Source organism: Polynucleobacter sp. MWH-Berg-3C6 (genome assembly GCF_018881855.1).
GTDB lineage: Bacteria > Pseudomonadota > Gammaproteobacteria > Burkholderiales > Burkholderiaceae > Polynucleobacter.
Genome location: NZ_JACVPN010000018.1, coordinates 1 through 351 on the forward strand (window position 1 = coordinate 1; position 351 = coordinate 351).

1 pseudogene is annotated in these 351 nt (G+C 46.7%); it reads left to right on the plus strand.

Annotated elements, in window-relative coordinates:
* Positions 1–201, plus strand: a pseudogene (locus ICN13_RS10045) (hypothetical protein); the annotation flags it as partial.
* Positions 202–351: the final 150 nt, after the last annotated feature.

The window sequence follows — 351 nt, forward strand, 5'->3', positions numbered from 1 at the left end:
GCTGAAGTCATCCGCATGGCGAGCACCTATGGCCGGTATGGCTATAGATTTATTGCGGGCATGATGCGTAACGCTGGTTGGGGGCAAGCGACTACTGCAAAGGTCGCTCGCATCTGGCGGCAAGAAGTGAACTGCTGTCAATTTAGGTCCATTACCAAAGAGAGTTTTTTCATAGTAAATCATTGCAGCAACATGGGTTGATTCTGCAATAGTTGGGGTACTTGGGTAATCCCCCCTTATTTAACCGAACCTAGAAGTAGAGTTAATTAAGCAACCATGGCCAGTCGCTGTTTCGGGGTAATGCCGCCCAATGCCATGTTTGGACGTTGATGATTATATTTATACATCCAT